Below are 23,574 nucleotides of genomic sequence, written 5' to 3'. Positions count from 1 at the left end.
GAAATCCCGCATGCGGAGGTTCCCTTGAGCGCGCTGGCCGACCACCAGAACTCGATCTACCTGCAAGGGCTCGGTGACGTCCTCCCCGCCCTGCCCACGGACCTCACGAAACTGGAGGGGCTCGCCGAACGGTCGCTGTCGGCGCAGGCGTTCGGGTACGTGGCGGGGTCGGCGGGCACCGAGGCGACCGCGCGGGCCAACCGGGAGGCGTTCGACCGGTGGCGGATCGTGCCGCGGATGCTCAGGGACGTGGCCCACCGCGATCTGTCGGTGGACGTGCTGGGCACCGCGCTGCCGTCACCGGTCCTGCTCGCGCCCATCGGCGTCCAGTCGATCTTCCACCCGGACGGGGAGCTGGCCGTCGCGCGGGCGGCCGGGGCCGAGGGGGTGCCGATGGTGCTGAGCACGGCGTCCTCGTACACCATCGAGGACGTCGCGGAGGCGAACGGAGACGGGCCCCGCTGGTACCAGCTGTACTGGCCGAAGGACCGGGACCTCGCCGTCAGCTTCATGGAGCGGGCCAAGGCGGCGGGCTACACCGCCCTCGTCGTCACCCTGGACACGTTCACGCTGGCGTGGCGTCCCCGCGACCTTGACCAGGCCTACCTGCCGTTCCTGCGCGGTATCGGGGTCGCCAACTACTTCACCGACCCGGTCTTCCAGAAGGCCATCGGCGGGCCCGTCACCGCCGCCAACCGCGACACCGCGATCCTGCACTGGGTCGCGAACTTCGGTAACCCCAGCCTGACCTGGGACGACCTGCTCTTCCTGCGCGACCACTGGGACGGGCCGATCGCGCTCAAGGGCATCCAACACCCCGACGACGCCCGCCAGGCCATCGACGCCGGCATGGACGCCGTCATCGTCTCCAACCACGGCGGACGCCAGGTGGACGGAGCCGTCGCCTCCCTGGACGCGCTGGCCACGGTGGTCGACGCCGTCCGAGACCAGGCGACCGTGCTGTTCGACAGCGGAATCCGCACGGGATCGGACATCGTCAAGGCCCTCGCGCTCGGCGCCAAGGCGGTGCTGGTCGCGCGCCCGTACGCGTATGGGCTGGCGCTGGCCGGTCAGGCCGGCGTCCAGCACGTCCTGCGCTGCCTCCAGGCCGAACTGGAACTGACCATGGCCCTCGCCGGTGCCGCCAACCCGGACGACCTGACCTTGGAGACTCTCGTGCGCGCGTGAATGTAGCCGCCCCCATTCGGGGTAGGGGGTGCGCATGCGCTGGCCTGATCACGCCATCTGGTGGCATGCCTACCCCCTCGGCTTCGTCGGGGCCGTACCGGACGGGACGGCCCCGACGCCACGGTTGGGACGGCTCAACGGCTGGCTCGACCATCTGATCGGGCTCGGCTGCAACGGGCTCGCGCTCGGTCCGGTGTTCGCGTCCGAGACCCATGGCTACGACACCGTCGACCACTTCCGCGTCGACCCCAGGCTCGGCGTTGAGGACGACCTGAAGCGGCTCATCGACGACGCCTCACAGAAGGGCGTCCGTGTCCTGCTCGACGGTGTCTTCAACCATGTCGGACGAGGTTTCCCGCCATTCGCCGACGTTGCCGCCAACGGCGAGGAGTCCCCGTACAGGAAGTGGTTCCACCCTGACCTGCGCACGTTCGAGGGACACGACCGCCTCGTCACGCTGAACCACGCCGAACCGGATGTCGCCGACTACGTCACCGAGGTCATGACCCATTGGCTGGAGCGCGGCATAGACGGCTGGCGCCTCGACGCCGCCTACGCCGTCCCGCCGGTGTTCTGGCGGACGGTCATCGACCGCGTCCGTGTGCGCTTCCCCGATGCCTGGTTCGTCGGCGAGGTCATCCACGGCGACTACCCGGCGCTGGTCGAACTGGCCGGATTCGACTCGGTCACGCAGTACGAACTCTGGAAGGCCATCTGGAGCTCCCTCAACGACCGCAACTTCTTCGAACTGGCCCACGCGCTCGGCCGCCACGACCAGATGCTCGAAACGTTCGTCCCGCAGACGTTCCTCGGGAACCACGACGTGACCCGCATAGCGAGCCGCCTGGACGACGAGCGGCAGATAGCCCACGCGCTGGTCGTCCTGCTGACCATCGGTGGCGTCCCGTCCATCTACGCCGGGGACGAGTTCGCGTTCGAGGGCGTCAAAGAAGAACGCGAGGGCGGGGACGACGCCATACGGCCGGCCTTCCCGGAAAGCCCCGGCGAGACCCCGGGGTACGGTCTGACCCACCACAGCCTGCACCAAGAACTGATCGGCCTTAGACGGCGCCATCCATGGCTCGTCCACGCCCGCACCACAGTGGACACCTTGACCAACACGGCCCTCTCCTACACAGTGGGGCACGGCACAGAACGGCTCGCGGTCGTCCTGAACCTGGACGACGAGCCCGCCAACGTGGATCTGCCCGACGCCGGCTGGACGTGCGTCGCCGGTGAAGCGGCCTTCTCGGAGAAGGGCGTCACCGTCCCCCCGGCCGGATGGGCGATCGCCGGACCATGACATTCGTCATCGGTCACCCCTGCGATCCTCACGGCCGTTTCCTGACGCCTGTGACTGCCCGTCCGCGCCGGGCACAGAGATCATTATTGCCATGAAGGCACCCGTGATCGAGGTACGCGACCTGGACCTGAACGAGGCCGTCCGCAACGTCTCGTTCACCGTGGCCGAAGGGGAGGTCTACGCGCTGCTCGGCCGCTACGGCTCGGGCAAGACCACCCTGCTGGAGATCCTCGCGGGGCTCCGGCGCCCGACCGGCGGATCGGTCCGCCTCCGCGGCGCCGACCCCTACACCGAAGGCGAGACCGCGCGGCCCGCGGCCGTCTGGCGCGACGGCGGACTGTTCCCCGGGCTGACCGTCGCCGAGATCGTCGACACGTGGCGGCGCTGGACGCTCGATCCGCTCACCCGCGACGAAGCCCTGCGCCTGGCCCGCCTCACGGACCTGGCCGGCGTCCCGTTCGAGCGGCTCACGGCGGGACAGAAGCGCATGCTCGACCTGGCGCTGGCCCTGGTCGGACGGTCGGACGTGCTCTTCCTCGACGAGCCCACCGCCGGCCTCGACGAGACGGCGGACCGCGAGGTGTGGTCGGTCCTGCTGATGCTGGCCGCGCGCGGGGTCAGCGTGGTGCTCGCGACCCGCGACCCGCGGGAGGCGTGCCGGGCCGACCGGGTCGGGGTCCTGGACGCGGGACGCCTGGTCACCGGCCGCGACGCCACCCACCTCCGCGCCCGCCTCCGCGCCGCCTGACCCCGGCCGGAGCGATGGACACGGGCACCGCCCGCCCGCCTTGACGGCCGCATACGCTGGGCGCGTGCAGCCCGGCATCCCGCGTCCCACCGTCATCGCCGCGATCCTCGTGGGGATGACGGCGATGACGCTGTCCGGGCTCCTGGCGCCCGCGCTCTGGTACGAGGTCTTCCAGCGGCACGAGGCCGGCCACCTGATCCTCGCGCTCACCGGTACCGGCGCCACGCTGGCCCTGTACGCCCGGCTCCTGTGGCTGAACCTGATGCGCCGCACCGCGCCCGGCCACCGGTTCGGCCTCGCCGCGATCACGGCGATCTGCTGGGTGCTGCCGCCGCTGCTCGGTACCGGCCAGGGCTGGGGGAACGCGCTCCTCGTCCCGGCCGGGCTGATCGCCGTCGTGCTGCCGCTGCGCGAGGCGATCGCGGCGACGGCGGCGGCGACCGTCCTGACCCCCGCCTACGGCGTGTTCTTGGGACTGCCCGCGCTGACCGTCCTGTACGAGGTGGTGGCCATACCGCTCGCCGCCTTCTCCGGATACGTGACGGTGTGGTTCTTCCATGTCGTCCAGGAACTCCGGGAGGCCCGCGCGGTGCTGGCCCGGTCCGCGGTGGGGGAGGAGCGGCTCCGCTTCGCCCGCGACCTGCACGACGTCCTCGGCCACAGCCTCCAGGCGGTCGCGCTGCGCGCCGAGGTGGCCGAACGCTTCGTGGAACGCGACGACGGGCGGGTCCGCAAGGAGCTGGTCGAGATCCAGACGATGGCGCGGGACGCGGTCCGGGACGTGCGCGAGGTCGTCCGCGGCTACCGGGCCACGTCCCTGCGCACCGAGCTGGACGGCATGTCGGCCGTGCTGCGCGCCGCCGGGCTCCGCTGCGAGCGTCCCGAGGTGTCGCCGTCGCTGCCCGACCACGTCCACGAGCCGCTCGGCTGGGTCGCCCGGGAGGCCGCGACGAACGTGCTGCGGCACTCCAGCGCCACCTGGTGCGAGATCACGGTCCGGTCCGACACCGGCCACGTACGGGTGGAGATCGTCAACGACGGCGCCGCGCGCCGCACGGCCGGGGACGCGGGCAGCGGCCTCGCGGGCCTCGCCGAGCGGATCACCGCGGCGGGCGGCGAGTTCACGGCCGGCCCGGCCGGCGACGGGACGTTCCGGGTGGCGGCCGCCGTCCCGGTGACTCCCGTCGCCGTGGAGGGCCCCGGGGAGGGCGCTGGGAGGGGAGAGGCATGATCCGCGTGCTGCTGGCCGACGACCACCTGCTGATCAGGGAGGCGCTCGTCCTGCTGCTGGAGACCGAGGACGGTATCGAGGTCGCCGCCGACGTCGGCCGCGGCGACGAGGCCGTCGAGCGCGCCATCGCCCTGAAACCGGACGTGGCCGTCCTCGACATCGACATGCCCGGACTGGACGGCCTGGCCGCCGCCGAGCGCCTCTCCCGCGAGCTGCCCGGCTGCCGGCTCGTGATCGTGACCGCGCACGGCCGCCCCGGCAACCTGCGCCGCGCGATGGCCGCCGGCGTCCGCGGCTTCCTCGGCAAGGACGCGCCCGGCGCGCAGCTCGCCCAGGTCATCCGGCAGGTCGCCGCCGGCGCCCGGTACATCGACCCGCAGCTCGCCGCGGACGCGTTCGCCGCCGAGGAGTGCCCGCTGACCCCCCGCGAGCTCGACACCCTGCGCGCCGCCGCCGACGGCGCGCCCGTCTCCCGCATCGCCCGCGGACTGGGCCTGTCCGAGGGGACCGTCCGCAACTACCTGTCGGCCGCCGTCACCAAACTCGGCGCGGACAACCGGCACGCCGCCGCCCGCACCGCCCGCGACCTCGGCTGGCTCTAGCGCTTCAGCGGCGGGCCAGGACAAGGCAGCCGCGCTTGGTCACGGGGAGCGGGGCGCGGACGTGCCCGGCCGCCTCGGCGGCCTCGGCGCGGGGCACGTGGCGGGCGATCAGGTAGTCGCGGACGGCGGCGCGGTCGGGGAGCGTGATCAGCGGTGCGTCCCAGCGCTCCACCTCGACCTCGCCGAAGACCTCGCAGACGAGGTCCGGGGCCTCCTCGGCGTCGAACGTGGTGGGTTCGGGACGCCAGACGGGCGCCAGTTCCGGGCTGTCGTTCCGGCAGATCGCGGAGGCGAGCAGCAGGCCGCCGGGGGCCAGGACGCGGCGGGCCTCGCGGAGCGCGGGCCGGGGATCGTCCAGGTGGTAGAGCATGTTCACGGCGACGGCGGCGTCGAACGCCTCGTCCCGGAACGGCAGGCGCCCGGCGTCGGCCTGCACGCGCGGCCCCGGATGGGCGCGCAGGAGGGTCGCGGACGCGTCCACGCCGGCCAGTCCGAGCGGCGCGAGCGCGGGGAGGGCGGCGCTGAGGGCGCCCTCCCCGCAGCCGATGTCCAGGACGCGCGACACCCCGGCGTCCAGCAGCTTCGAGGCGATGTGGTCATGCAGGCTCCGGGCCCCGATCAGGTACTTCCTGGTGACCCTGCCGGCGAGGCGGAAGCGCTCCGGGTCGGAGTCGTAGTCGGGAGTGAGGGCCATGCCCCCGAGTCTGCCCGGTGCACGGACCGCGGAAGCGCCGCCGGCGTGGCGTGGCGCGTCCGTGCCGGGGATCTCCGGAAAAGACCGTTCCAGGCGAGCGGTGGGAGATCAGCTCTGCGTGCGCGCGGGGATGGCCGGGCGGTCGAGGTCCATGGCGTCCAGCACCGAGCCGTCCGCGGCGAGGGCCTCGATGACCGGCCCGTGCCGGGCGCCCCAGACCACGGCGACATGCCCGTGCTCGGGGACGTCCAGGATCCGCTTGCCGACCCTGATCCGCGCGACCTCGGCCGAGGCGCGCAGCCGCGCCTCGTTCACCCACCTGGCGCCCCAGGGCAGGACCCGGTTGGCGTTGCGGACCGTGCGGCCCGACCCGTACTTCATCAGGTGACGCCCCATCTCGCCGGACGAGCGGCGGGCGAGGGGCTCATCGGGGGCCGAGCCGGCGGCGCCGCCGAGCTCCCTCCACTCGCCGTCGCGGCGGTGGAACGTCCAGCCCTCGATGAAGGCGGCCGCGGTCGTGTCCCACTGATGCAGGAACGTGACGACGGCGACGTCGCCGTCCATGTCGAGACCCAGCGGAAGGAAGTCCCGTCCCTGCTCGAATGCGGCGGGGGCGGGGACGGGCATGCCGTCCTGGAGGAGCCGCATGCACTCCTCGTGCACCTCGTGGTCGTTCATGATCGGGGACCTTTGATCGTGCAGGCAGGGCAAAGGGCCCTCCGGCGAGAGGGCCCCACGTTCGATTCACTCTAGAGGTCCGGCTCGTCTGCTTTCACCCGTCTGGCGCACCTCTGTTGATGCTTCGCCATGCGTCCGTCACCTGGCCGTTACCCCGATCGGCGGCCAGGTGAGCGCTGGTCCCGCCTTGCCGTTCCGTGTGGTGATCCGGGGGATGGGCGGCGCCCTGTCATCCGCTCCTGATAGGACATGATCCCTGCAGGCTCACGAAGGGGATCCATGGGCATTTATCAGAACCTCGACGAGTACGCCGGTCTGCCGGTGTTCAGGTTCAACGACGAGACGGGGCCGGAGGACGAGCTCCCGCCGGCGGCCGGGACGGCCTGGTACGTCGGGACGACCTTCGACGAGGATTCGTTCGACGACGTCTTCGCCCGGTTCCTGGAGAGGGTCGACGCCGCGGAGGTCACGGCGCTGGTCATCGGCTACTGGGGCGCCTCCTACGACCAGGACCCCGCGGACCCGGTGGCGCTGCTGGCCAAGGCCGCCGCGTCCTTCCCCCGGCTGCGGGCGCTGTTCCTGGGCGACATCACCGGCGAGGAGGCGGAGATCTCCTGGATCGAGCACTCCGACATCTCGCCCCTTTTCACGGCATTCGCCGGACTGGAGCGGCTTGACGTCCGGGGGGCGGCGGGGCTCGTGCTCGAACCGGTCAAGAGCGAGAAGCTGACCATGTTGCGGTTCGAGTCGGGCGGGCTGCCGGGGCACGTCGTCCGGGCGGTGGCGGCGAGCGACCTGCCGAACCTGGCGCACCTCGATCTGTGGTTCGGGGTCGACGACTACGGCGGCGACGCGACGGTCGCGGATCTGGCCCCGCTGCTCGGCGGAGAGCGGCTGCCCGCCCTGCGGCATCTCGGGCTGGAGAACAGCGCGATCCAGGACGAGATCGCGGCGGCGGTCGCCGGCGCGCCGGTCGCGGCGCGGCTGGAGTCGCTGAGCCTGGCCATGGGCGTCCTGACCGACCAGGGCGCGGAGGCGCTGCTGTCCGGCCAGCCCCTCACCCACCTGCGCGAACTCGACCTCCACCACCACTTCCTGTCCGACGCGCTGATGGAGCGCGTGAAGGCCGCGCTCCCCGGCGTGAAGGTCAACCTGGACGAGCAGGACCCCAACGGCGACGACTGGCGCTACGTGGCGGTCGCCGAATAGTGGGTGTTCACGAGCACCTGGACGAGTACGCCGGTCCGCCGGTGTTCAGGTTCGACGAGGAGACGGGGCCCGACGGCGAACCCCCTCAGAGGGCCGAGGCCGCCGAGATCACGGCAGCGGCGGAATGACGTTCGTCGTGGCCGGGACGCCCGGTGACCGGCGGGCCGCGCTGTTCGCGGCGGCGTGCCGGTCGTGCGGGCTGCCCGAGCCGCGCCTGATGCCCTGGACGGACGTGCTGCGCGGCGCCGAGATCGTCCTCGCGCCGGGGGAACTGCTCCGGATCGACTCGCCGGGCGGGGACCCGGAGGCCGACGCGCTGCTGCGCGGCCCCGGCCACCCGGCCCGCGTCGGCGGCGGAGCCCGCTGGTACCGGACGTTCACGGCGGCGCTGCGACGCCTGGAGGCGGCGGCTTCGGCCTCCGGAGCGCGGCTCCTCGGCGACGTGGGGGAGATCGCGGTCATGTTCGACAAGCGGCTCTCGCATGCGCGGATGCTGGCGGCGGGCGTCCCCGTACCGCCCGCTCTGCCCGGCGTCGATGGCTATGCGGCGCTTCGATCCCGGATGGACGAGGCCAGGGAGCGGCGGGTGTTCGTCAAGCCGGCGCACGGCTCGTCCGCGTCGGGGGTCGTCGCGCTGCAGACCGCGCCCGGCCGGGTCCGTGCGGTCACGTCGGCGGCGCGGACGCCGGACGGCCTGCTCAACTCGCTGCGCGTCCGCGCGTACGAGACCGAGGACGAGGTCGCGGCGCTCATCGACGATCTCGCGCCGGAGGGGTTGCACGTGGAGCGGTGGATGCCGAAGGCCACGGCCGGCGGGAGGGCGTTCGACCTGCGCGTCGTGGTCATCGGCGGCGAACCCACGCACGCCGTCGTCCGGACGAGCCGCCATCCCATGACGAACCTGCACCTGGGCGGTGCCAGGGGAGACCTGGGCGCGGTGCAGCGGGCGCTCGGCGAGGACGGATGGCGGCGGGCCATGGACGTGTGCGTGCGGGCCGCCGCCTGCTTTCCGGGCAGCCTGATGGTCGGCGTCGACCTGCTCGTCGGCATCGGGCTGAAGCGCTTCGGGGTCGGTGAGGTGAACGCGTTCGGCGACCTGCTGCCCGGCCTGACCGGCCTGCCCGGCGGGTCGGCCGAAGGCGCCGACACCTACACTGCCCAGGTCGGGGCCGTCCTGGCGGGGAGCGGTGCGTGTACGACATGAACGAGGTCATCGGCAGCCACGATCTGCTGCTGGTGACTCTGGACACGCTCCGCTACGACGTGGCCACCGAACTGGCCGACGCCGGGGACACTCCCACTCTCACCGGGTTGCTCCCTGGAGGCCGCTGGGAGCGCCGCCACACGCCGGGGAGTTTCACCTATGCCGCCCACACCGCGATGCTGGCCGGGTTCCTGCCGACGCCCGCGTCCCCCGGGGTGCACCCACGGCTCTTCGCCGGGGCGTTCCCCGGCAGCGAGACGACCGCCGGCGATACATGGACGTTCGACGCCGCCGACCTGCCGTCCGGGCTCGCCGACGCCGGCTACCACACGGTCTGCGTGGGCGGCGTCGGGTTCTTCAACAAGCTGACGCCGCTCGGCTCGGTGCTTCCGTCGCTGTTCGCCGAGAGCCACTGGGAACGCGAGTTCGGAGTGACCGACCCGGAGGCGCTGCCCAACCAGATCGACCGCGTCGCCGAGATCATGGCGCGGCTGACCGCGGGCCGGCGCCTGTTCCTGCTGCTGAACGTCGCGTCCCTGCACCAGCCCAACTGGTTCTATCTGGACGGCGCGACGCGCTCGAACGGGGACACGCGCGCCAGCCACGCCGCCGCGCTCCGGCATGTCGACGCCCATATCGGCCGTTTGTTCGCACTGATGCGCCGTCCCTGCTTCGTCATCGTCTGCTCCGACCACGGGACGGCGTACGGAGAGGACGGCCACACCGGGCACCGCATCGGCCACGAGGTCGTGTGGACCGTTCCGTACGGGGAGTTCGTTCTGCCGTGACGCCTTACCAGGGGACGCCTTACCAGGGGTACGTGTACGCCTACCCGCACAAGACCGCCTACCGGCCACTGCATCCGACACCCCATGCGCGGGACGTGTGGGCGGGGGAGCCGCTCGACACGCTCTTCCTCTACCTCCATGTGCCTTTCTGCGAGATGCGGTGCGGCTTCTGCAACCTGTTCACCCGCACTGGCGCACCCGAAGAGCTGACCGGCGCGTACCTGGACGCACTCGACCGGCAGGCCACGGCCGTATTGGACGCGCTAGGCGGCGACGCCTCATTCGCCACGTCGGCGTTCGGCGGCGGCACTCCCACCTACTTCACCGCGTCCGAACTGGAACGGCTCTGCGACGTCGCCGGACGGTTTCCCGGGTTCGGCTCCATCCCGCTGGGCGTGGAGACCTCACCTGCCACGGCCACCACCGACCGGCTGACCGTCCTCGCCGAACGCGGCACGACCCGTATCTCCATCGGCGTGCAGAGCTTCCTGGACGAAGAGGCACGCGCGGCCGTCCGTCCGCAGAAACGCGCGGAAGTCGAGGCCGCTCTGGACCGTATCCGCGCGGTGGGCTTCCCGACACTCAACATCGATCTCATCTACGGCATCGACGGCCAGACACCCGCGACGTGGATGCACTCCCTGAACGCCGCCCTTGCGTGGCGCCCCGAGGAGATCTACCTCTATCCCCTCTACGTCCGTCCCCTGACCGGTCTCGGACGCCGCACCCAGGACTGGGACGACCAGCGCCTCACCCTCTACGCCATCGGCCGTGACCATCTCCTGGCCGAAGGCTACGAGCAGGTGTCGATGCGGATGTTCCGGCGGCCCGGCGACACCGCCAACGGCACCGAGTACTGCTGCCAGACCGACGGCATGGTGGGCCTGGGCTGCGGTGCCCGCTCCTACACGTCCCGCCTGCACTACTCGTTCGAGTACGCGGTCGGGGCGAGCCAGGTGCGCTCCATCATCGATGACTACGTCCGCGAGGACGACTTCACGACCGCGCGTGTGGGCTTCGAAATGGACGAAGAGGAACGCCGCCGCAGGCATCTCGTCCAGTCCCTCCTGCAAACGACCGGCCTCGACCGGAGCGCCTACCGCGCGCGCTTCGGCACCGACCCCCTCGACGACTTTCCCGCCGACCTGAAGTCGTTCGACGACCGCGGATGGCTGGAGATGTCCGGCACTGCCCTGCGGCTCACTCCAGAAGGGCTCGCCTACTCCGATGCCATCGGCCCCGCCCTGTTCTCACCTCGGGTCCAAGCTCTGATGACCGCCTACGAGGCACGCTGATGGAGCATCTCACGATCCTCTACCGGGGGCCGCTCGCCAGCTGCGACTACGCCTGCCCGTACTGCCCGTTCGCCAAGCGCCGCGACACGCCGGAGCAGCTCCGCGCCGACCGGGCCGCCCTCGAACGCTTCACCGAGTGGGTCTCCCGCCAGGAACACCGCGTCTCCGTCCTGTTCACACCGTGGGGCGAGGGGCTCGTCCGGTCCTGGTACAGGCGAGCCCTCACGGACCTGAGCCACCTCCCGCACGTCGAGCGCGTCGCGATCCAGACCAACCTCAGCCACCGCGTCTCGTGGACGTCCGGCGCCGATCTCACCCGCCTGGCCCTGTGGGCGACCTACCACCCCGGACAGGTCCCCTACGAGCGGTTCCTCGGCAAATGCCGCGATCTCGCGGCGCGCGGGGTGCGGTTCAGCGCCGGGATCGTCGGACGGCCCGAACACCTCGACGCCGCGCAGCGCCTGCGCGCCGACCTGCCCACCGGGACGTACCTGTGGGTCAACGCCGCCGAGGGGCATGCCTACGACGACGCCGAGGCCGCCTCCTGGACGGAGATCGACCCCCTGTTCCCCGTCAGCCGGCGCCCGCACCCCAGCCGCGGCCTCGCGTGCCGGACGGGCGAGACCGTCGTGTCCGTGGACGGCGACGGCACGGTGCGCCGCTGCCATTTCGTCCCGTCCGTGCTGGGCAACCTCTACGACGGCTCGTTCAGGGACGCCCTCGCGCCCCGCCCCTGCCCCCTCGACACGTGCGACTGCCACATCGGCTATGTCCACCTTGAGCCACTCGGCCTCTACGACACGTTCGCGGGAGGCGTCCTCGAACGCATCCCCGCCCTGCTCGGCGGTGGGTGACCTGCCCCGCGACGGCGAACGGCGGACGGCCCCGGCCGCCGCCCGGCACGGACCGGACACCGCAGTGAGTCCAGATCCCGTGCACGACCGTCTCAGGTGGCGCATGCTTGCGTTAGCCGGTCAACTTAGGCGGTTCGGTGGACCATCGACAGCGACCCCATTTCGTCCTCGCGCTCGAACCGGTCGACACGGCCGTGCGCGCGGCGCGCGACACCGTGCGCGCGGCTCTTGAGGGCTGGGATCGCCGGGACGTCCACGGTGACCTGGAACTCATCACCAGCGAACTGGTCACCAACGCGATCCGCCACGCGAACGCGGTCATGCTCGTCCTCTACCTGCCCGACGACAAGACCGTCATGGTCGAGGTATGGGACGACAACCCGCAGGGCCCGGCCGCGCCCATCGCCGACCTCCAGGCCGAGGGCGGCCGCGGCCTGATGCTCGTCGGCGCGCTGTCGCACTCCTGGGGGTGGCGCTCCACCGGCCGCGGGAAGGTCACCTGGGCGCAGACGACGACCCCGTGAGGGGAGCTGGGCGGGCGTCCCTTGACTGGGGAAGTGCTCTCAAGGGACGCCCGCCGGCCAGGATGCCTCCGGCGGTTCGAAGGCTCAGGTCTGCTTCTCGGGGTGGTAGTCGGCCTCGTCCACACCGAACGTCCAGGCGATGCCCGCGCGCGCTGTGCGGGTGTTCGGGGGGACGCGCAGGTAGTAGACGCGGTACGTCCCGTCCGGTTCGGGCGTCGAGTTGACCACCTCCACCATCACGACGGGCTCGTCGCCGGGCAGGTCGATCGACCACAGGACACCGGTCTCGTCCCGATGCAGAGGACGCGCACCGGTCTCGGCCAGATAGCGGTCGTAACCGAAGATCTCCAGCATCACCCGGCGCAGCTCGGCGTTCTGTTCGGCGGAGATGCGCTCGGCGGTCAGGCCGGCCAGGGACTCGACGAAATCGGCCGGGATCGGCATGCCGCGCCAGGCGTGCAGGGCGAACCCGTCCGGATAGGCGAGGGCGGGGCCGTCGCCGCGGTGCAGCCGCCCCGGCTCGTCCCGGTGCAGGTCGCAGGGGCGCTCCGACATGACCACGAGCCGCTCGTACGGCCACCACCAGCCGGCGGAGCGGGCGGCCTCGGCGAGACCGGCGAGGGGGCCGTCCAGCCGCCCGAGCGCCTCGAACAGCGCCAGCCACGGAGCGTCGTGCTGGCCGAGGGCCGCGTCGAGCGTCGCGCCCCGCAGCACGGACGCGGCGCCCTCCGCCCGCGCCGAGGGCGGATCACCGTCCGCGGCCAGGTCACCGATGGCGCCGCGCACGCGCGTGACCAGTGCCTGCACCTGGTTCCACAGCAGCCCACCCGTCTCGGCCCACACTCGCGGCCACTGCTCCGGCCCCTGTTCGGAGCAGGCCGCGGCGCGCTCGGCCTCCCACGGGCGCGTCCTCACCTCGTGCAGGACGCTCGCCCCCGCGTCACCGCGCCGAGCCAGCACGGCCGCCGCGACGGCGCCGCGCGCGGGGGAGGGCATCCACACGTACCGTTCGGGGGCGTCCAGACCGGCGGCCGCGTAGGCCGCGGCGACACCGGCTTCGGCCCGGTCACGGTCGGCGGGGCCCGTGCCGAACGCCACCGCCTGCCAGTCGGCGACCACGAAGTGGGTTTCGCGCGCTGTCCCGGTGAGCATCCGTCCTCCTCAGTCCGCCACGACGCGGACGGCGCCGGGCACGTACTCGCGCTGGCGGATCACCCGGTACCAGCCCTTGGGCAGGGTGATCGCCGCGTGCTCCTCGTGGACCAGCCGGCCGCCGGACGGCAGGTGCAGGTGGTCCGGGGCGAGCGGATCGGGGACGCGCAGCAGCGAGCCGGGTGCGGACAGCGCGTGCGCGTGCCCGGTGGCCTCACCGAGCGCGAGGACCATGCGCCCCCGGCCGTCCCTGGGAGCGGGCGGCAGGTCGCGCACGGACGGCGGAACCGCGTCCTCTGGCACGGGCAGGATCAGGACGTCTCCCTGTCGGTACATGCGGTGAACGTAACGTCCGCCACCGACAGAACGTCTGCGGTGGAACCCCCGCGTGCTAGAAGCCGCGGGTTCGGCGGGCCGCGGGACGTGCCCAGCGTCCGGACGCGCTCAGCCCCACATGCTGGAACGCGCGGACGAGCTCCCCACCGAGGTTGACGCCGGCGCCCAGCGCGAGGGCGACCGACACCGCCCCGATGAGGCTGAGCACACCCGTGTCCGGTGATCCGGTGTTGAGCTCGACCATTCCCCTGTAGAGCGCCGTACCGGGCAGGAGCGGCCCGATGGCGGGCACCACGTACGGCATCACGGGCTGTCCCTGCCTGCGGGCGAGCCAGTTCGCCGCCAGGCCGACCACGGTGGCGGCCAGGGCCGAGGCCAGCACGGGGGGAAGCCCCCCTTGCCGCGCGAGGACGTACAGCACCCAGATCAGCGCGCCGCCCAGGGCGGCGGCGATCAGCACGTCCCTTGGCGCGGCGAGGGAGATGGCGAAGGTGAGCGAGATCGCGGCCGCGGCGATGACCGCGACCGGCTCCAGCTTCACCGGTGCCGTGGGCAGGTGACTGACGTCGATCGGGGCGCCCAGGCTGACCGCGATGTAGACCACCGCGCCGAGGCCCGCGACGAGCGCCGCGATGATGAAGAAGACCTCCAGCACCCGCGCGCCCGCGCTGACCAGGTCGCCGGTGATGCCGTCCTGGATGCTGGCGACCAGCGGTCGTCCCGGCAGCAGTGCCAGGATCGCGCCCGTGACGATCGCGGCGGCCTGGCCGGGCTCGCCCACCGACACCACGAGCGCCGCGGCGGCGGCGCCGATGGCGGCGGCGACCGACAGCTGGAAGAACTCCGCGATGCCGCGGCGCGCCAGGATGGCGCCGGTGCGCTCGCCGATCAGGGTGGCGACGAGCGCGGTGACCGCCACGAGCGGCCCGCCGCCGGCCAGCACACTGCCCGAGGCGCTGACGAGCCCGAGTGAGGCGACCAGCAGCCAGGCCGGGTAGGGGGCGCGGCCCCGCTTGATCTCGGCGAGCCTCTTGTGGGCCTCTTCCAGCTCCAGCATGCCGATGGACGCGTCCTGGACGAGCTTGTGCAGCGCGGTGAGCCGCCAGTAGGCCGGGGTGCGGCGCCTGATGGCACGCGCGCCCGTGATCGGCGCCGCGCCCTTCCCGGGATGGGCCGACACCATGAGGCTGGTCAGCGTGACCGCGACCTCGCAGCGCGGCAGCTCGTACGCGACGGCCAGGCTGAGCATGGCCTCGTTCACCCGCTCGGTCGTCTCGCCGCTGGCCAGAAGGAGATCACCGACGCGCAGGACGAGGTCGATCACCCGCGGGTCGACGACCTCGGTGGGTTCCTCTTCGTGCGGTTCCGGCGGGGAGACGTCCATCAGGACCTGCCACGTACGCCGCAGCCGCTGCAGCGCGGGTGACTCCCGCAGACGTAGCGCCGCGTCCGGCCCCAGCATGCGCTCCGCCGCGCCCATTCCCCCGCTCGCGCCCCTTCCCCGTTGCGAAACCGATCTTGGTTGGCAGGCTACCCGCGGCCCCGGTGTCCCAAATCCGCGGCACCCCCCGGGCCCGCGTCCGTCCACAGAACGTGATTCTGGTGCGATGTCTTCCGAGGCGCTGGTACCAAGGGACACATGACCACTTCAGACGGACTGCGCGACGAGGCCGAGCGCTGCCTGCGCGCCCTCGCCGGCGACCACGCCCGGCTCCGCGACGACCAGTGGACGGCGATCAGCGCCCTCGTCGTCGAGCGGCGGCGGGCCCTGGTCGTCCAGCGCACGGGCTGGGGCAAGTCCGCCGTCTACTTCGTGGCCACCCGGCTGCTCCGCGAGCGCGGCGCCGGCCCCACCGTGATCGTCTCGCCGCTGCTGGCGCTGATGCGCAACCAGATCGAGGCCGCAGACCGTGCGGGCATCCACGCCCGCACGATCAACTCGTCCAACACCGGCGACTGGGAGCAGATCTTCACCGAGGTCGAGAAGGGCGAGGTCGACGTCCTGCTCGTCAGTCCCGAGCGGCTCAACAACCCCGACTTCCGCGACCTCGTCCTGCCCAAGCTGGCCGCCGGGGCCGGGCTGGTCGTCGTCGACGAGGCGCACTGCATCTCCGACTGGGGCCACGACTTCCGTCCCGACTACCGGCGGCTGCGCACGCTGCTCGCCGAGCTGCCGCCCGGTATCCCGGTCCTGGCCACCACGGCGACGGCCAACGCCCGCGTCACCCAGGACGTCGCCGAGCAGCTCGCGGGTGACGACGCGCTCGTCCTGCGCGGCCCCCTCGAACGCGAGTCGCTCCACCTCGCCGTCGTCACGCCGCCCACCGCGGAGCAGCGCATCGCCTGGCTGGGGGAGCACCTCGCCGAGCTCCCCGGCTCGGGGATCATCTACACGCTCACCGTCGCCGCCGCCCACGAGATCACCGGCTACCTGCGCGACCGGGGCCACGAGGTCGCCGCCTACTCGGGGCAGACGGAGCAGGCCGAGCGGCTCCAGGCCGAGCAGGACCTCCAGGACAACAAGCTCAAGGCCCTCGTCGCCACCAGCGCCCTCGGGATGGGCTTCGACAAGCCCGACCTCGGTTTCATCGTCCACGTGGGCGCCCCGCAGTCCCCGGTCGCCTACTACCAGCAGATCGGGCGCGCCGGCCGCGGCGTCGACCGCGCCGAGGTGATCCTCCTGCCCGGCCGGGAGGACCGCGACATCTGGGCCTACTTCGCCAGCCTGGCGTTCCCGCCCGAACCCGTCGTCCGCCAGACCCTCGACGTCATGGAGACCGCGGACCGCCCGCTGTCCACCGGCGCCCTGGAACCGCTGGTGGACCTCAACCGCGCCCGCCTCGAAATGATGCTCAAGGTCCTCGACGTGGACGGCGCGGCACGCCGCGTCAAGGGCGGCTGGACGGCCACCGGCCGGCCCTGGGCCTACGACAGGGAACGCTACGAACGCGTCACCGCGGAACGCCGCCGTGAACAGCAGGCGATGCTGGACTACATCTCCACCCCGGCCTGCCGGGAGGAGTACCTGCGCCGCCAGCTGGACGACCCCGACGCCGCCCCCTGCGGCCGCTGCGACAACTGCACGGGCCGCCACTGGCCCGCCGGCGTCTCCCAGGAGGGCGCGGCGCAGGCCCGTGACCGTCTCCACCGTCCCGGCGTCGACCTGGCACCCCGCCGCATGTGGCCTACCGGCGTCAAGGCCGACCTGGGCGTCTCCGGGCGCATCAAGCCCGAACTGCAGGCCGGGACAGGCCGCGCCCTGGGGCGCCTCACCGATATCGGCTGGGGCAACCGCCTGCGCGACCTCTTCTCCGGTGACGACACCGACGTCCCCGCCGACCTGGTGGACGCCGTCGTCAAGGTCCTCGCCGCCTGGGACTGGCCCGCCCGCCCCACCGGAGTCGTCACGATCGGCTCCCGCTCCCGCCCGCGCCTGGTCGGCACGTTCGGCCACCGCATCGCCGAGATCGGCCGCCTGTCCTACCTGGGCGAACTCGTCCCCATCGGCGATCCCGTCCCGCGCCGCCACAACAGCGCCCAGCGCCTCCGCTCGGTCTGGCACGCCCTGACCGTCCCCGGCGATCTGGCCACGGCACTCTCGGAGAACCCCGGCCCCGTCCTCCTGGTGGACGACCGGGTGGAAACCGGCTGGACCATGACCGTGGCCACCCGCCTCCTCAAGGAATCCGGCGCCGGCCAGGTCCTCCCCCTGACCCTGGCCACGCCCAACTGACAGGAGTCCCAGCGATCCCGTGTGACGAGCGCGGGGCCGGTTCCCGACGCCCTGACCGGCCGATGGTCCTCGAAGGATCAGTCGGCGGGCACGTAGCGGGTCTGGCAGAAGGTGCCCTTGCCGAAGGCGAGGATCTTGGACGCCCGTACCGCGAAGACGAGCGCCTCGCCGCCGTCGGCATGGGTGAACCCGCCGTCGATCGCCTGGAACTGCCACTGCCCGTCCCATTTGGCGGCCCAGGCGATGGCGAGCCGTTCGAGGTCGGTGTGCGCGGTGACGCGTTCGGCCACGCCCTCGACGACCACGTCGAGGCCCTCGTCCCACCGGTTGCAGCCGGTGATCATGGCCACCCGCGGGTTGCCGCTGAGGTTCAGCGCCTTCTGTTCCTCGCGGCCCGTGGTGAAGTGGAGCTCCTCGCCGAGCCACACGCCGACGAGGGGTGTGACGTGGGGCCGCCCGTCGGAGCGGACGGTCGTGATCCAGAACAGCTGCGCGGATTCCAGCACCTCCGCGGCGGTCGCCCAGGGCACGGGCCGGGCGTCGGGGTCGCTGAACCGTTCGTCGAGCCGGGGAACCGGATTCTTCATGATCATTCCAATCTGCCTCGTCGAAACGCGCCGCGTGCGGCGCGGTCGATCTCGGATACCGCCGTCATGCCGCCGGCCTTCGTGCGGCCTCCCCTACAGACCATCGGGCCCCGGCATATTCATCGGTGAGCCGGCTGGGCGGCGGGGGAGGCCTCGTCCCGGAACCGGCCGGACGCATCCCACGGAGCCGCGCCGCGCCGAGTGGCCGGTGCGTCCGGCCGGTGGTGCCGGCGGCGGGTCCCCGTCCGCGCCCGCGCGCCCCCGTGGGCGCGGGCGGGACGATCGGGCCGGCCCGTGCGCGCGGCCCCGCGCACGGGCCGGTGTCCGGCCCCGGCGCCGCGGCGGAGAAGGGCCGCGGCGAACGGGAGTCGGGAGTCGCCGGGCGGCGGCCCCGGCGGCCGGCACCGCCGGGGCGCGCCCGGGAGAGCCGCCGTCCTGAGGGGACGGTGACGGCGGCGGGAGCGGCTCGCAGGCAAAGTGTTCTAGAGGTTAGAAAATTCTGTCCAGTTGTTTACAAGAACATCTTGAGATAAGTTCAGCGGGAAATGTCATCATTTCCCGCCCAGATGACCAATCGGCCATTTCGGTGGGACGACGGAACAGGTAGTAATGTCGCTCCCCGTGTCACCGACCCTCGACGCGATTCTGGAATGCCCGGCCGGGCTGCTGGACATGACGTTCGACCAGCTGCGGACTCTCCTGGTGGTGCACGAGACGGGGTCCGCGCTGAGGGCCGCCCGGGTCCTCGGCCGCGAGCAGTCCAGCGTCCAGAAGCAGCTCGACACGCTGAACCGCAACAGCCAGGCGCTCTGCGGCGAGGTCCTGACCGTCCGCCAGGGCCGCGGCAAGGATTTCCTGTTCACCCCGACCGGCGAGAGGACGGTCGAACTGGCGCACGCGACGCTGGAGAAATGGCTGGAGTCCATTCACCGGAGCCGGCGCCGCCTCGGCAGGATGCTCACCGTCGGCACCACGGAGTTCACGCTCCCGATCGTCTCGCGGGCCTGGAACCGCGTGTCGGAGGAGTTCCAGCAGCGCGACGTGGAGTTCAAGGTCGCGCACGTCCGCACCAAGGACCTGTGGTCACGCCTGGAGACCCGGCAGGTCGACCTCATCTGCGGCAGCATCGTCAGCACCCCCGAGGGTGACCTTCGCCTCAAGGAGTACGAGGTCATCGAGTACGCACGGGGTCAGGCCCTCCTGCTCACGAACCTGCCGGTGTCCGAGCTCCCCGACACCCCGGTCGAGACCAGCCGCCTCGCCGGCGTCCCGCTCGTGCTGCCGCCCGCCGGGCTCGTCGCCGATCTGCTCGCCACCTGGTACGGGCCGAGCTTCCGGGAGCGCCTCACCGTGGTCGCCGACATCGACGACCTGCACTACGGCCTGTCCCTGCTGCGCTCCGGCTTCGTCCGCGGCTGCATGATCGTCACCGGCTCCATCGGCCGCGGCATGGCCGCCCAGGACGACCCGGACGCCGTCCCGCTCCGCGCCATCGCCCTGCGCGACGACCTGGAACCCAAGGCCGAGCTCATGACCGGTGCCTTCGTCCGCCGGGCCGACCTCGAACGCTACGACGCGGGCCATCCCCTCAACCGCCTGTGGGCAGCCGTCCGAGAGGACGTCCGGACCTACACCCCCGTCGCCTGAGCCCCACTCATCGCCCCTGGCCTTCGGGCCGACGAGCCGGCGCGATGGGCTTGCCCGCTGCGTGGCGGCGACCGGAGCCGGGAGGCCCGTGGCGTGCGTCCGGACGCGCGGGAGCGCTCCCGGACGGTGCCGTTCTAAGTGATCTGGTTGTCGACCACGTCGAGGCTGGGGCGGGCGCCCAGGTGCTGCATGGCGCGGGCGGCCAGGCGGCATCCGGCGGTGAGGGCGTCGGCGGGCTGCTTGCCGTCCAGCCAGGACGGGAGGAGGCCCGCGACGAAAGCGTCACCGGCGCCGGTGCCGTCCGCGATCTTCTCGACCGGTTCGGCGGCGACGGTGATGGGCTCGGGGCGGCCGTTGGTGTACCAGAGTGCGCCGTCCTCGCCGGTCTTGATCACGACCTGGGGATACCAGGCGGTGAGGACCTTCGCGGCCTGCTCGGGCGAGTCGCGGCCGGTGAGGATCTCGGACTCCTTGGCGTTGACCACCAGGAGGCGGGCGCCCTGCGTCCACTCCAGGAAGGGCTCGGCGCCCATCCGCTTGAGGGGGGAGGAGGAGCCGCCGTCCACGGACACGGACATCTGCGCTTTGCGGGCGAGGTCCAGGGTGTGGATGGCGGCTTTCCGGGAGCCCTCGTTGATCAGGGAGTAGCCGGACAGGTGCAGGTGGGTCCCCTGCGAGAACAGGTCCCTGCAGCGCTCGATGTCCTCGGGGAGCAGGGCGGCGTTGGCTCCGGGGTCGGAGAGCATCGTCCGGTCGCCTTTGTGGGTGACCATCACCACACAGGTGCCGGTGGGACGATCTCCGTCCATGACGAGGCGGGCGTCGACGCCGTACCCCATCAGTTCCATGTCCCGGTTGCGGCCCAGGATGTCGGAGCCGCGGCGGCCGACGAAGGCGACGTCGATCCCCTCCACGGCAAGCCAGGCGGCCACGTTGGCGCCCGAACCGCCCCCGTGGGTCGTCACGGCGGCCGGCGTGTCGCTCCCCTTTGCCAAGGGGTAGGCGGCACGCGCCACGGTGTCTGTCATCAGATCGCCGACCACGACCACGCGCGTCATGGAGTCATCACCTCGATCAACACGGCCCGCGCGAGCGGCAATTCAGGGCGTGTGGTCGACCGTAACAGCTCTTGGGCCCCGAGTAGGTCTCGAACGCGCAGCGAAAGCCAGGAAGCATCGTTTTTCCGTGGCGCGGACACCGGGCGTCCGTGCCTTACCCTCAGGTACGTGACCGACGGTTATCCGGATCATTGGGAGGCCGACGTCGTCCTCAGCGACGGCGGGACGGCCCATCTGCGTCCCATCCGGCCCGGAGACGGCGACCTGCTGCGCGACTTCCACGCGCGGCTGTCCCCGGAGTCGATCTACTACAGGTTCTTCTCGCCGCGCCCGCACCTGTCGGACCGTGACGTCGAACACTTCACGACCGTCGACCACGACCGGCGCGCCGCGCTGATCGCCACGATCGGCGAGGTCATGGTGGCGGTCGTCCGCTACGACCTGCTGAGCGACCGGCCGGAGACGGCGGAGGTCGCGTTCCTCGTGGAGGACGCGCACCAGGGGCGGGGCCTCGGGCCGGTGCTGCTGGAGCACATCGCGGCGGCGGCCAGGGAGCGGGGTGTGCGCCGGTTCGTGGCGAGCGTGCTGCCCGACAACCGGCGGATGACGCGGGTGTTCCGGGAGGCGGGCTACCGGGCGGAGCAGCGGTTCGAGGAGGGCGTGATCGAGCTCGTCCTGGACCTGGAGCCGACCGACACGTCGATGGAGGTCATGTCGGCCCGCGAGCACCGGGCCGAGTCGCGGTCGATCCAGCGGCTCCTCTTCCCGCGTTCGGTGGCGGTGATCGGGGCGAGCCGTGCCGAGCACAGCGTCGGGCAGACCGTGCTGCGCAACCTGCTGGCCGGGGACTTCAGCGGGCCCGTGGATCCGGTGCATCAGACGGCCGTGGCCGTGGCGGGGGTGCGGGCCTACGCGTCGGTCCTGGACATTCCCGACGATGTGGATCTCGCCGTCGTCGCCGTCAGGGCGGACGCCGTCCACGAGGTCGTGGAGCAGTGCGCGAGCAAGGGCGTGCGGGGCCTGATCGTCGTGTCTTCCGGTTTCGGCGAGATCGGCGACGAGGGGCGCGCCAGGCAGGAGGAACTGGTGCGGCTCGCGCGGGCCTATGGCATGCGCGTCGTCGGGCCGAACTGCCTCGGCATCGCCAACACCGACACCGATGTGCGGCTGAACGCGACCCTGGCGCCGACCATGCCGGGACGGGGGCCTGTGGGGTTCTTCTCCCAGTCCGGCGCGCTCGGCATCGCCATCCTGCAGCGGACGGCCGAGCGCGGCCTCGGCCTGTCCACGTTCGTCTCCGCCGGCAACCGGGCGGACGTGTCGGGCAACGACCTCATGCAGTACTGGGAGGAGGATCCGGCGACCAAGGCCGTCCTGCTCTACCTGGAATCGCTGGGCAACCCCCGCAAGTTCGCGCGGCTGGCGCGCAGGCTGGGCCGCCGCAAGCCGATCGTGGCGGTCAAGAGCGGCCGCAGTACGCAGGGCGTCCCGATCGGGCACGCGGCGCGCGCGCTGACCCTGCCCGACCACGCGGTCAGCGCGCTGTTCGAGCAGGCGGGCGTGATCCGGGTCGAGGACCTGTCGGAACTGTTCGACGTGGCGCAGGTGCTGGCCTACCAGCCGCTGCCGTCCGGCGACCGCGTCGCGGTCATCGACAACTCCAACTCGCTGGGCCTGCTGGCGCAGGACGAGGCGGTGGCGCACGGCCTGGACGTCCGGCCCCGCATCGACCTCGGCCCCCGCGCGGACGCCGACGACTACGAGGCGGCACTCGCCTCCGCGCTCGACGACGACACCGTCGACGCCGTGGTGGCGGTGTTCACGCCCCCCACGATCGGCGGCTACGACGTGCGCGTCCCGGAGCGGATCCTCCGGCTCGCCGCGGAGGGCAGGAAGCCGATCGTGGCGACCTACCTGGGCACCGAGGGCATGCCCGCCGAACTTCGCGTCACCGGGCCGGACGGGATGCCCGCGGAGGGGTCGGTGCCGTCCTACCCCTCGCCGGAGGACGCGGTCCGGGCGCTGGCGTACGTGATCCGGTACGCGCAGTGGCGGCAGCGTCCCGCGGGGCACACGCCGGAACTCGACGGCGTGGACCGCGACCGCGCGCGGGAACTGGTCGCCGAATGGCTCGACGCGGGGGAGGAGGCCGGCTCGGGTGGCGCCCGGGGCGCCGGCGGCCCGGTGGAGCTCGCTCCGAAGCAGGTGGCCGAGCTTCTCTCCTGCTACGGAATAGAGATCGTCGGCGGCGGAGACGGCGACGAGCACGGCGTCCCGACCCGCATCGTGATCAGGGAGGACCCCTCGTTCGGCGCCCTGGTCTCGTTCGGCATCGCCCATGAGACCGCCGCCCTGCTGGACGACCGCGCCTACCGGCTGTCGCCGCTCGCGGACGTGGACGCCGCGGAGATGATCCGCGCGGTCCGGACGGCGCCGCTGCTGCTCGGCCACCGCGGAGCCGAACCGGTGAACCTGAAGGCCCTGGAAGAGCTGCTGCTGCGGGCGTCCCGCCTCGGCTACGACCTTCCCGAGGTCGCGCGCCTGGAGCTCAACCCGGTGATGGCGGACGCCTCGGGCGTCGCCGTGCGCCGGGTCACCCTGACCTTGGAGCGTCCGCTGGGGCCCCGTCCCGAACTGGGCCCCCGCCGCCTGTAGTGACGCCGCCCGGCGGGAAGGCCGCCCGGCGCGGGAGGCCGCCCGGGACGCCTGCCGCCGGAGGCCCGTCAGCTGGGCGGGCCGGGCG

The 23,574-nt window shown here is 72.4% G+C and carries 21 protein-coding genes; 14 read left to right on the top strand and 7 right to left on the bottom strand.

Going from position 1 to position 23,574, the window contains the following annotated elements; all coding sequences use genetic code 11:
- Positions 1-24 precede the first annotated feature (24 nt).
- From E1285_RS12980 to E1285_RS12960, 5 genes are all read left to right on the top strand, one after another.
- Positions 25-1,188 (top strand): lactate 2-monooxygenase, encoded by a 1,164-nt coding sequence (locus tag E1285_RS12980; RefSeq protein ID WP_132151563.1) that lies wholly within the window; start codon positions 25-27, stop codon positions 1,186-1,188.
- Between the two features lie 34 nt (positions 1,189-1,222).
- A complete protein-coding gene (locus E1285_RS12975) occupies positions 1,223-2,491 on the top strand; it encodes an alpha-amylase family glycosyl hydrolase (protein ID WP_132151561.1) in 1,269 nt (422 codons plus the stop codon).
- 91 nt (positions 2,492-2,582) lie between these two features.
- Positions 2,583-3,239 carry an ABC transporter ATP-binding protein gene (locus E1285_RS12970; protein ID WP_132151559.1) on the top strand — a complete coding sequence of 219 codons (657 nt, stop codon included), beginning with the start codon at positions 2,583-2,585 and terminating at the stop codon, positions 3,237-3,239.
- Positions 3,240-3,303: 64 nt separating this feature from the next.
- A complete protein-coding gene (locus E1285_RS12965) occupies positions 3,304-4,470 on the top strand; it encodes a histidine kinase (protein ID WP_132151557.1) in 1,167 nt (388 codons plus the stop codon).
- A complete protein-coding gene (locus E1285_RS12960; protein ID WP_132151555.1) occupies positions 4,467-5,072 on the top strand; it encodes a response regulator transcription factor in 606 nt (201 codons plus the stop codon). Before E1285_RS12965 ends, E1285_RS12960 begins: the two co-directional genes overlap by 4 nt.
- Positions 5,073-5,076: 4 nt before the next feature.
- On the opposite strand, the gene E1285_RS12955 is transcribed toward E1285_RS12960, so the two are convergent.
- Both E1285_RS12955 and E1285_RS12950 read right to left on the bottom strand, forming a co-directional pair.
- The gene (locus E1285_RS12955; RefSeq protein ID WP_132151553.1) at positions 5,077-5,766 is read right to left on the bottom strand and encodes a class I SAM-dependent methyltransferase; all 690 of its coding nucleotides are present in this window, start codon (positions 5,764-5,766) and stop codon (positions 5,077-5,079) included.
- A gap of 108 nt (positions 5,767-5,874) precedes the next feature.
- Positions 5,875-6,444 (bottom strand): hypothetical protein, encoded by a 570-nt coding sequence (locus E1285_RS12950; RefSeq protein WP_132151551.1) that lies wholly within the window; start codon positions 6,442-6,444, stop codon positions 5,875-5,877.
- Between the two features lie 279 nt (positions 6,445-6,723).
- Between E1285_RS12950 and E1285_RS12945 the strand changes: the two genes are divergently transcribed.
- The 6 genes from E1285_RS12945 to E1285_RS12925 all read left to right on the top strand — a co-directional run bounded on the left by E1285_RS12945 (position 6,724) and on the right by E1285_RS12925 (position 12,318).
- A complete protein-coding gene (locus tag E1285_RS12945) occupies positions 6,724-7,653 on the top strand; it encodes an STM4015 family protein (RefSeq protein ID WP_132151549.1) in 930 nt (309 codons plus the stop codon).
- A 124-nt stretch (positions 7,654-7,777) separates the two neighbouring features.
- Positions 7,778-8,857 (top strand): STM4014 family protein, encoded by a 1,080-nt coding sequence (locus E1285_RS12940; protein WP_132151547.1) that lies wholly within the window; start codon positions 7,778-7,780, stop codon positions 8,855-8,857.
- Positions 8,854-9,645 carry an STM4013/SEN3800 family hydrolase gene (locus tag E1285_RS46590; protein ID WP_207946568.1) on the top strand — a complete coding sequence of 264 codons (792 nt, stop codon included), beginning with the start codon at positions 8,854-8,856 and terminating at the stop codon, positions 9,643-9,645. The genes E1285_RS12940 and E1285_RS46590 overlap by 4 nt, the downstream gene beginning before the upstream one ends.
- Positions 9,642-10,940 (top strand): STM4012 family radical SAM protein, encoded by a 1,299-nt coding sequence (locus tag E1285_RS12935; RefSeq protein WP_207946566.1) that lies wholly within the window; start codon positions 9,642-9,644, stop codon positions 10,938-10,940. Before E1285_RS46590 ends, E1285_RS12935 begins: the two co-directional genes overlap by 4 nt.
- The gene (locus E1285_RS12930) at positions 10,940-11,794 is read left to right on the top strand and encodes an STM4011 family radical SAM protein (protein WP_132151543.1); all 855 of its coding nucleotides are present in this window, start codon (positions 10,940-10,942) and stop codon (positions 11,792-11,794) included. Before E1285_RS12935 ends, E1285_RS12930 begins: the two co-directional genes overlap by 1 nt.
- A 137-nt stretch (positions 11,795-11,931) precedes the next feature.
- Complete coding sequence (locus E1285_RS12925) at positions 11,932-12,318, top strand: ATP-binding protein (protein WP_132151541.1); 387 nt, start codon at positions 11,932-11,934, stop codon at positions 12,316-12,318.
- Between the two features lie 84 nt (positions 12,319-12,402).
- Here the strand turns inward: E1285_RS12925 and E1285_RS12920 are convergent, their stop codons facing one another.
- From E1285_RS12920 to E1285_RS12910, 3 genes are read right to left on the bottom strand one after another with little or no spacing between them, the layout of a single operon-like run.
- Positions 12,403-13,470 carry a DUF6745 domain-containing protein gene (locus E1285_RS12920; protein WP_132151539.1) on the bottom strand — a complete coding sequence of 356 codons (1,068 nt, stop codon included), beginning with the start codon at positions 13,468-13,470 and terminating at the stop codon, positions 12,403-12,405.
- A gap of 9 nt (positions 13,471-13,479) precedes the next feature.
- Positions 13,480-13,806 carry a hypothetical protein gene (locus E1285_RS12915; RefSeq protein ID WP_132151537.1) on the bottom strand — a complete coding sequence of 109 codons (327 nt, stop codon included), beginning with the start codon at positions 13,804-13,806 and terminating at the stop codon, positions 13,480-13,482.
- Between the two features lie 55 nt (positions 13,807-13,861).
- A complete protein-coding gene (locus E1285_RS12910) occupies positions 13,862-15,286 on the bottom strand; it encodes a threonine/serine exporter family protein (RefSeq protein WP_243722744.1) in 1,425 nt (474 codons plus the stop codon).
- Between the two features lie 159 nt (positions 15,287-15,445).
- Here E1285_RS12910 and E1285_RS12905 point away from each other — a divergent pair, with 159 nt between their 5' ends.
- Entirely contained in the window at positions 15,446-17,539 is a 2,094-nt protein-coding gene (locus tag E1285_RS12905) for a RecQ family ATP-dependent DNA helicase (protein ID WP_132151535.1), read from the top strand.
- 77 nt (positions 17,540-17,616) lie between these two features.
- On the opposite strand, the gene E1285_RS12900 is transcribed toward E1285_RS12905, so the two are convergent.
- A complete protein-coding gene (locus tag E1285_RS12900; protein ID WP_132151533.1) occupies positions 17,617-18,126 on the bottom strand; it encodes a pyridoxamine 5'-phosphate oxidase family protein in 510 nt (169 codons plus the stop codon).
- A 621-nt stretch (positions 18,127-18,747) separates the two neighbouring features.
- On the opposite strand from E1285_RS12900, the gene E1285_RS12895 reads away from it, so the two are divergent.
- On the top strand, positions 18,748-19,773 hold the full coding sequence (locus E1285_RS12895; RefSeq protein WP_207946564.1) for a LysR family transcriptional regulator: 1,026 nt from the start codon (positions 18,748-18,750) through the stop codon (positions 19,771-19,773).
- 134 nt (positions 19,774-19,907) lie between these two features.
- Here the strand turns inward: E1285_RS12895 and E1285_RS12890 are convergent, their stop codons facing one another.
- Positions 19,908-20,831 (bottom strand): sugar kinase, encoded by a 924-nt coding sequence (locus E1285_RS12890; protein WP_132151531.1) that lies wholly within the window; start codon positions 20,829-20,831, stop codon positions 19,908-19,910.
- A 168-nt stretch (positions 20,832-20,999) separates the two neighbouring features.
- Between E1285_RS12890 and E1285_RS12885 the strand changes: the two genes are divergently transcribed.
- Complete coding sequence (locus E1285_RS12885) at positions 21,000-23,486, top strand: GNAT family N-acetyltransferase (RefSeq protein WP_132151529.1); 2,487 nt, start codon at positions 21,000-21,002, stop codon at positions 23,484-23,486.
- The last annotated feature ends 88 nt before the right edge of the window (positions 23,487-23,574 follow it).

This window comes from Actinomadura sp. 7K507 (assembly GCF_004348425.1).
Classification (GTDB): Bacteria; Actinomycetota; Actinomycetes; order Streptosporangiales; family Streptosporangiaceae; genus Spirillospora.
The sequence above is the reverse complement of the archived record's forward strand: the minus strand, read 5'-3'. Positions and strand labels throughout refer to the sequence as shown.